The following is an 8,094-nucleotide window of genomic DNA, read 5'->3' as shown; positions in this document are numbered from 1 at the left end:
CCAGAGCCATGAAAAAGGGGGCAGTACATATTGGCACTGACAATCGGCACGCTGTTGAGTTCTCAAGGAGCAGGCGCAACCAGAACTTTTGTTTTTCGTTCCGTTCTGGTGCTTCTTTAACTTACCGGCCTCTTCGTTCGGTGTCAAATCGCGGTTTTCGCTGCGATTCTGACTCCGGTTGAACAGGTTCCTGCTGAGCTGTGCAAGTTCAACTGCCCCGGGACTTTCGTTTTCCTTGCCCCGGTGCTTCTTTAACTTACCGGCCCGTTCGTTCGGTGTCAAATCGCGGTTTTCGCTGCGATTTCGGCTCCGGTTGAACAGGTTCCTGCCAGGAAGTACTCACCCTGAAAGCTTTTCGAGAAGCTGTCGAGTGGTGCTTACCTTACGAGCTTTGGCGGGATTGTGTCAAACCGCTCCGGTCTATGTGGGTTTACCACCCGACTAACCGGCGACTGCCACTTTCTCAACCATATCGCACCGTCCGCGGCCCGTTTCCTCGGGGGGTCTGTGCCCCCTCGGAGGAGATCTGGTCCTGCGCGACATCGAGCTCGTTGTGAAGCTCGGTGGGCGACGAAGGAGAACTCTACACGACGAAAGCCAGTGCGCACGGCTGCGCAGGCATAACTTTCTGGCACCGCCCGTAGACAGTGCGCTATCTGCCTCAACGTGCGAGGCGTCCAGACGATTCCCGTCTGTCCGGATCGACCGCGGTCCCGCAGGTCAGAGCCGCTCTGTAGGTCATCTACCCGCTGGAACGCCGACCCAAACCGCCCTGGCGACCCGGATCCCGCGGCGTCGAGAGCTCGCCGGTCGCCTGGCTCCGACGGCCACTGCGGCGGGCTGTGGGCCGACTGCCCGGCAGAGGAGTGGTGCGCCGCGGTCCGCTGACGGGGCCGCGGGCACGCCGGCGGCGGCGCGGGGCGCAGCGCGGCACCTGGGGTGAGCCGCTGCCGCCTGGTCGATCCCTGCCCGGTCTCCCCCGCTCCCGCACGGACGCACGGACGCACGGACGCACGGGACTGTCGGACTGTGCTGGGATGCTGCGCAGCGGCGGCGGCGAAGGGGACACATGGTTCAGCTCGGCGAGGTGGCCTGGCCCGATCTTCGCGGTGGACGTCCGCTGCTGGTCCTGCCGGTCGGCAGCCTCGAGCAGCACGGTCCGCACCTTCCTCTGGACACGGACACCCGGATCGCGGTCGCGGTCGCGGTCGGCCTGGCCGACCGTCTGCGCCCGTTGCTGGTCGCGCCGGCGCTCGCGTTCGGAGCCAGCGGCGAGCACGCCGGCTTCCCCGGCACCCTGTCGCTGGGGACGCAGGCCCTCGCCCATGCGGTGGTCGAGATCGTCCGCTCCGCGGATGATCTGGCGGCCGGCGTGGTCCTGGTGAACGGACACGGCGGCAACCTGGTGGGACTGCGCCAGGCCGTGGCGACGCTCGCTGCCGAGGGCCGGCGGGTACTGCTGTGGGCACCGACGGCCGCGCTCGCCCGGGTCGCCGGTGTGCCTGACACCGCCGCGGGCGGGGTGGGCGACCTGCACGCCGGGCGCAGTGAGACCTCGCTGCTGCTGCACCTGGCGCCCGAGCTCGTCCGGCTCGACCAGGCCTGCGCGGGTCCCACCCCGCCCCTGAGCGAGCTCATCGCCCGCGGCGTCGCGCCGCTGAGCCCCTCCGGTGTCCTCGGTGATCCGGCCGGGGCGTCGGCGCGGGAGGGCGCCCGGCTGCTGGGCGCCTATATCGACCATGCGACCGATCTCCTGCTGGCCTGGGCCGAACGTCGCGGTATCGCGGCGCCCCGGCGAAGCCCACCGGCCACGTCGACCTGACATCCGGCCGGGTGGCCCTGGGGGTGTTCGTCCGCGGCGGCTGGCTCAGGCGTGCGGTGGCGGCTGGTCGGGCCAGCCGCCGTACTGCTCAGGTGCGAGGACGAAGGCGGCGGCGCCCCACAGGGCGACGCGGTCCGGGTCGGCGCTGCGCAGGATGCGTAGCCGCCGGGAGAAGGCCAGGCCAGCATGGCGGTCGAAGCCAGCCCGCATGGCATCCCAGAAGATCGGGCCGGACTGGGCGAACCCGCCGGCCACCACCGCGGCGTCGAGATCCAGCAGGTTCGCCGCGGACGCGAGCCCAGTACCGACCGCCGCCCCCGAACGGACAAGTTCCCGTCGGGCGGTCTGGTCGCCGGCGGCCGCCGAGGTGGCCAGGGTCCGTCCGTCGGCGGGCTGCCCGGCCGGGGGAACCCAGCCTGCGGCCTGCGCCCGGCGCACCGTGTGCGGGCCTGCGGCCATGACCTCCAGGCACCCTCGACCGCCGCAGGGGCACGGCGGTCCGTCGGCCGCGACGGTGACATGACCGATGTGCCCGGCGTTGCCCCATCCACCGTGGAGCAGCTGGCCGGCGAGGACCAGGCCGCCGCCGACGCCGGTGGACACCGTGACGGCCAGCAGGTTGCGCACCCCGCGCCCGACGCCGGCCCAGTGCTCGCCGGCGGCCAGCGCGATCCCGTCGTTGTGGACGTACACCGGCGCACCGGCCACGAGGTCGCGCAGCCGTTCCCGCAGCGGGAACTCACGCCAGGCCGGGATGTTCAGCGGCGAGACGGCCCCCTCGGGCCAGCGCATCGGCCCGGCACAGCCGCAGCCGACACCGACCAGGTCGGACGGGTCGACTCCGGCGGTGGCCAGACTCTCGGCCACGCAGTCGCGCACCGCACCGAACACCTCCTCGGCGCCGGTCGGGTCGGCGGCCGCCGGGACCGGCCGGCGGGCCGCACCGCGCAGGGTGCCACCGGCATCCACCACCGCTGTCGCGATCTTCGTGCCGCCGATGTCGACGGCCAGGGCCTGGGAACGCACAACCCCGACCTCATCATCCGCGGGCCGGTCCTGGCCACTGTGTCCCGTCCGCGTCGGGTGTCGCGGCGCAGGCCAGGCAGTCCTGCGAGAGCAAGGTCTCCCCGGGCGGGGGCACCAGAGGACAGCGCGGGCGTCAGCAACAGCGACGGCCGGGCGCCGGGCCACCCCGGTGGGGGGACCGACGCCCGGCCGTGGCCGGACAGGCGAGGGATCAGACCAGATCAGCCGGCCTTGCGCTGCTCGATCTCCGAGGTCAGCTGGGGCACGACGTTGAACAGGTCGCCGACCAGGCCGTAGTCGGCGAACTCGAAGATCGGCGCCTCGGGGTCCTTGTTGACGGCGACGATCGTCTTCGAGGTCTGCATACCGGCCCGGTGCTGGATCGCACCGGAGATGCCGACCGCGATGTAGAGCTGCGGCGACACGGTCTTGCCGGTCTGACCGACCTGGTTCTGGTGCGGGTACCAGCCGGCGTCGGTGGCGGCACGGGACGCGCCGACCGCCGCACCGAGGGTGTCGGCGAGCTTCTCCACCAGGGCGAAGTGCTCGGCGGCACCGAGACCACGGCCACCGGAGACGACGACCTGGGCCTCGGTGAGGTCCGGCCGACCCGACTTGGCCTCGACGACCCGGTCGACGATCTTCGCGCCCTTGGCCGCGTCGGAGATCACGACATCCACGATCTGCTCCGTGGGGGTGCCGGGAGCGGCCTCGGGAGCCGTGGCGTTCGGCCGCACGACGACGACCGGCACACCCTTGGTGACCTTGGAGGTCACGATCGTCGAACCACCGAAGATGCCCTGGGTGGCGACGAGCTCCGGGGTGAGGGCGGTGGCGTCCCAGATCAGACCAGAGTCGATCTTGGCGGCGATCCGGGCGGCGACCTCGCGGGAGTCCGCGGTCGCGGCCACCAGGACCGCGGCGGGCGAGGCGGTGCCGACGAGGCCGGCGACGATCTCGGCCGCCGGAGCCCCGACGTAACCGGCGATGTCGTCGGACTCCGCGACGTAGACCTTGGCGGCGCCGAACTGGGCGAGGTAGTCCTTCGCCTTGGCGTAGGTGCCGGGGGCGCCGAGGAAGACCGCGGCCGGCTCACCGAACGAGCGGGCCAGGGTCAGCAGCTCGGCGGTGACCTTCTTCGGCTCTCCGTCGGCGTGCTCGACGAGTACGAGTACTTCAGCCATCGAACAAACCTCTCAGATGAGCTTCTGCACGGCGAGGAACTCGGCGACCTTGGTTCCGCCGTCTCCCTCGTCCTTGACGATCGTGCCGCTGGAGCGCGGCGGGGCGGGCTCGGAGGTGACCACCGCGGAGGCGGCGCCAGCGAGCCCCACGGCGGCGGCGTCGAGGCCGGCGTCCGCGGCGGACAGGGTCGTCAGCGGCTTCTTCTTGGCCGCCATGATCCCCTTGAAGGAGGGGTACCGCGGCTGGTTGATCTTCTCGACCACGCCGACGACCGCGGGCAGGCTCGCCTCGACCAGCGCGTAGCCGTTGTCGGCGAGACGCTCGATCTGGACGGTGCTCGAAGCCGGGTCCACCGTCACCTTGCGAGCCTGGGTCAGCTGCGGCAGACCGAGCCGCTCCGCCAGCAGGGCACCGATGACGCCGCCACGGGCGTCGGAGGCCTCCGACGACGTGATGACGATGTCGGGAGACAGAGTCGAGATCACCTTGGCGAGCGCCGCGGAGGTGGCCAGCGCGTCCGACCCGTGCAGGGCGTCGTCGGACAGGTGCACGGCCTTGTCCGCACCCATCGACAGCGCCTTGCGGATCGTCTCGACCGCCTTGGCCGGCCCCATCGTGACGACGGTGACCTCACCGCCGTGCGCTTCCTTGATCTTCAGGGCCTCTTCGACCCCGTACTCGTCCATCTCGTTCATGACGTTGTCGACGCTCTGGCGGTCAACCGTCTTGTCCGCCGCGTCGAGCTTCTTCTCCGCCCAGGTATCGGGAACCTGCTTGACGGTAACGACGATGTTCACGCCTTGGGGCCTCCGTAGCCAACTTCCGATGTCACTGCTCTTGACATCGTCGCATCTGGGGCGCTCCCGCGCTCGATGATCGTAAGCGTGACGCGGGCCGCACCAGGCCTCTGACCTGGACAGCCGACGACATACCGATCACGGCTACACGCCGTCGTCGACGTTAGTCCGTACGCCTCTCCGGGGCCATCCCCAGTGACGGGGCTATCACGACACCAGGTCATCGACCACCGAGCGTGACCAGCCCTCGCATCTCAAGCTATGGGAACCCATCGGCCCCACCACATCCAGCGACCCACGTCCGGACGATGTCCGGTACTGGCCCCCAGTCGCCTCCCGCCCTCGGATGGCCGCCCGTCGAGCGGCCATCCGACCCATCGGCGGCCGCTGGCGGGCGCTCGACCTGCATGTTCCCTGCGCGGTCACGGCGGAACAAATACGGATCATGTCAAGTTGACCAGAGGCTTCCGCCCCTGAACAGGCGTGCAATTCGGCCATCTTGTGCACACCCTCTTCCCCCAAAAGTGAATGATCGACTACTTTCTGCCTCACGCGGTGCGCGCAGCGCGACCGACTCGCACGACGGTCACCCACCACATCGACGGGGGAACTATGCCAAACAAACCTTCAGACGATTCCGTGGACGCCTCGGCCTTCGCTCGCCTGCTGCGCGAGGCCGAGGTGTCCGACACCAGGTTCGCCGCCCAGGTCAACATCCGGGCCCGCCAGCAGCGCCAGATCGACCTGGGGCTGGCCCGCACGACGATCGGTCACTGGCGGCGCGGCATGCGCCCCCGGGATCCCATGGTCGCCGAGCTCGCGGCGGCCGAACTCTCGGCCGGACTGGGTTACCCCGTCCTGCCCAGCGACCTTGGCTGGCGTGGCGAGTCCTACCGCCACGACGAGCTGGGGCTGACCGGCGCGGGGGCTCCGGTGGAGACCCTGCGCACGCTCGCCGGACTCTCGGGACGTGACATGCACCGACGTGACCTTCTGCAGGAAAGCACGGCCTTCATCGCCACCGCCTTCGCCGACCCCGTCCTGTCCAGCCTCACCGGTGTGATCGACCGCGTCACCGGCGCGCACGAGCCGGTGGCGGGCAGCGGCGCGCTCATCCGCGACGTGACCGAGACCTTCCGCCGGCTCGACGCCAAGTTCGGCGGCGGCGAGATCCGCCCCCAGGTCGTCAGTTTTCTGCACGACCAGACCCGGGCCGCCCGGGACCGGCGGCCCGATCGCGATCTGTTCAGCGCGCTGGCCGAACTCACCCAGTTCAGCGGCTGGCTCGCCCAGGACAGCAGACGTCACGGCCTGGCGCAGCGTTACTACATCCAGGCCCTGAGCCTCGCCGAGCACGCCGACGACACGATGCTCGCCGGACGGGTGCTCTCCGGTATGAGCGACCAGGCCGCCCAGCTGGGACATCTACGCCAGAGCCTGGCGCTGGCCCGAGCCGCGATGAACCGCTCGGCCGACGACTCGACGTGGGCGGTGAAGGCGATGCTGTTCGACAAGCAGGCCTGGGCCCTGGCCCGCAACAAGGACGAGTACGGCTGCCGGGCGGCACTGGACAAACTGGACGACGCGATCTCCCGCGTCGGTGACGACGACGAGGAGTCCCCGTCCTGGGCCGGGCACTACAACCTCGGCGACGTCGCCGAATGCCGGGGGCACTGCCTGCGGCTGCTCGAGCGCCCCGAGGAGGCCGAGCAGCAGCTGGTCGGCGCACGGGCGCTGCAGGGGGCCGCCCGGGCCCGCACCCGCAGCTACGCCGAGGCCGATCTGGCCCTGGCCTACCTGCAACGACGTTCACCCGAACTCGAGGGTGCGCTCGAGGCCAGCGATCGGGCACTCGACGTCGCCGGCCAGGTCACCTCGCTGCGGATCGTCACCAAACTCACCGAACTCGACGACGCGCTCAGCGCGCACTCCACCGTCGCCGTGCGCGAATGGCGCACACGGGCCCGTCCACTGCTGTCCGGCGCCCGCCCGGCCGGCGGTCCCGCCGCCGCCTGAGGCGTCCCGCGCCGCCGGTCGCTGGTCGCCGCACGCCCGGCCGCTGGACGGGGAGCCCTGGACGGGGCACCCTGCGCGCGGCCGGGCGAGCGGGGCGGGCACTCTAGGAATCGTGAGCTCCACGCAGGAATCCGGGCAGACCACGCCGGACCCACCGTCCCCCACCCCGCCCTCGACGTCGTCGCCCGGCGACATTCCGGTCGCCGCCGCGGAACCCACCACACCGACGCTGCCCAGCATCCCGACGGTGATCACCATCGTGGCGTGGGTGGTGACGGGCGGCCTGGCGCTGCTCGCGCTCGGTCGTCTGGTCCACCTCGACGACGCGATCGACTGGCCGTACACCGTCGTCAACGCGCTGACACCGCTGCTGTACCTGCCGGCCTACGCCGCCGTCGCGGTGGCCTTCGCCCGGCGGCGCAACCTGCTGCTGATCGTCTCGGTGGCGCTGATCGCCGTCCACGCGTTCTGGACGGTTCCCGAGCTCCTGCCCGGACACGCCGAGAACGCCGCGTCCGGCTCGGCCCGGATCAGGGTGATGTCGGCGAACCTGCGCTACGACAACGCCCACGCCGACCGACTGGGCGCGCAGATCCAGAGCGCCAACCCGGACGTGCTGGTCCTGCTCGAACTGACACCGCTGACGTTGGCGAAGGTGGCCTCGACCGGAGCGCTGCGTCCCTACACCTACCACGAGGTGCGGGCGACGAAGGGCGCGTTCGGGGCGGGGATCTACTCCCGGTTCCCGCTGCGCGACGCCGCGGCACCGACGGTCGGTGACGGGATGTCGCTGCGCGCCACCGTCCAGGTCGACGAGAACCGGCGTTTCGTGATGTACGCCGTGCACACCATCTCGCCGACCTCCAGCACCTACACCACCCGCTGGCGGACGCAGCTGACCGAACTACGCCACGAGGCGCGCACCGCCACCCTCCCGGTGATCATGGCCGGGGACTTCAACGCCACCCGCGACCACCGCCCGTTCCGCCAGCTCGTGGACGCCGGTGTCCGCGACGCGCACGACGTGGTCGGCGGCGGCTGGGAACCGACGTGGAGCGCCACGGCCGTGATCGTCCCGCCGGTCCTGCGCATCGACCACGTGCTGGCCTCCCCGGCCTTCGCGGTGACCGGTTTCAGCGTCGGACGCGAATACGGCAGCGACCACCTGCCCATTTTCGCCGATCTGGCCATGCGCTAGCTCGGACGGCATGCGCTGGCTCGGACGGCATGCGCTGGCTCGCACGGCCG

At 70.8% G+C, this 8,094-nt stretch carries 7 protein-coding genes; 3 read left to right on the top strand and 4 right to left on the bottom strand.

The genetic code is table 11. The annotated features are described in order from the left end of the window. The coding region (locus tag MXD59_RS23995; protein ID WP_248826851.1) for a hypothetical protein at nucleotides 1-282 on the bottom strand (282 nt) is incomplete at its 3' end. Nucleotides 283-1,069: 787 nt separating this feature from the next. Between MXD59_RS23995 and mftE the strand changes: the two genes are divergently transcribed. Continuing rightward, on the top strand, nucleotides 1,070-1,822 hold the full coding sequence (mftE, locus tag MXD59_RS23990; RefSeq protein ID WP_248826850.1) for a mycofactocin biosynthesis peptidyl-dipeptidase MftE: 753 nt from the start codon (nucleotides 1,070-1,072) through the stop codon (nucleotides 1,820-1,822). 45 nt (nucleotides 1,823-1,867) lie between these two features. Here mftE and MXD59_RS23985 read toward each other — a convergent pair whose 3' ends face one another. From MXD59_RS23985 to MXD59_RS23975, 3 genes are all read right to left on the bottom strand, one after another. Further along, nucleotides 1,868-2,848 carry an ROK family protein gene (locus MXD59_RS23985; protein ID WP_248826849.1) on the bottom strand — a complete coding sequence of 327 codons (981 nt, stop codon included), beginning with the start codon at nucleotides 2,846-2,848 and terminating at the stop codon, nucleotides 1,868-1,870. A 221-nt stretch (nucleotides 2,849-3,069) separates the two neighbouring features. Next, nucleotides 3,070-4,032, bottom strand: a complete 963-nt coding sequence (locus tag MXD59_RS23980; RefSeq protein WP_163550215.1) for an electron transfer flavoprotein subunit alpha/FixB family protein — start codon at nucleotides 4,030-4,032, stop codon at nucleotides 3,070-3,072. 12 nt (nucleotides 4,033-4,044) lie between these two features. Continuing rightward, entirely contained in the window at nucleotides 4,045-4,830 is a 786-nt protein-coding gene (locus MXD59_RS23975) for an electron transfer flavoprotein subunit beta/FixA family protein (RefSeq protein WP_248814985.1), read from the bottom strand. A gap of 612 nt (nucleotides 4,831-5,442) precedes the next feature. Here MXD59_RS23975 and MXD59_RS23970 point away from each other — a divergent pair. Further along, nucleotides 5,443-6,846, top strand: coding sequence for an NsdA family TPR-like regulatory protein (locus MXD59_RS23970; protein WP_248826848.1), 1,404 nt, complete (start codon nucleotides 5,443-5,445; stop codon nucleotides 6,844-6,846). A gap of 112 nt (nucleotides 6,847-6,958) precedes the next feature. After that, nucleotides 6,959-8,044 (top strand): endonuclease/exonuclease/phosphatase family protein, encoded by a 1,086-nt coding sequence (locus MXD59_RS23965; protein ID WP_248826847.1) that lies wholly within the window; start codon nucleotides 6,959-6,961, stop codon nucleotides 8,042-8,044. Nucleotides 8,045-8,094 lie beyond the last annotated feature (50 nt).

Source organism: Frankia umida (assembly GCF_023242945.1).
Lineage (GTDB): Bacteria > Actinomycetota > Actinomycetes > Frankiales > Frankiaceae > Frankia > Frankia umida.
The sequence above is the reverse complement of the archived record's forward strand: the minus strand, read 5'-3'. Positions and strand labels throughout refer to the sequence as shown.

Bases quoted from the DNA above. Each gene is read 5' to 3' on its own strand.
- mftE (WP_248826850.1), top strand. From the start codon at position 1,070: ATGGTTCAGCTCGGCGAGGTGGCCTGGCCCGATCTTCGCGGTGGACGT.
- MXD59_RS23980 (WP_163550215.1), bottom strand. From the start codon at position 4,032: ATGGCTGAAGTACTCGTACTCGTCGAGCACGCCGACGGAGAGCCGAAG.
- MXD59_RS23970 (WP_248826848.1), top strand. From the start codon at position 5,443: ATGCCAAACAAACCTTCAGACGATTCCGTGGACGCCTCGGCCTTCGCT.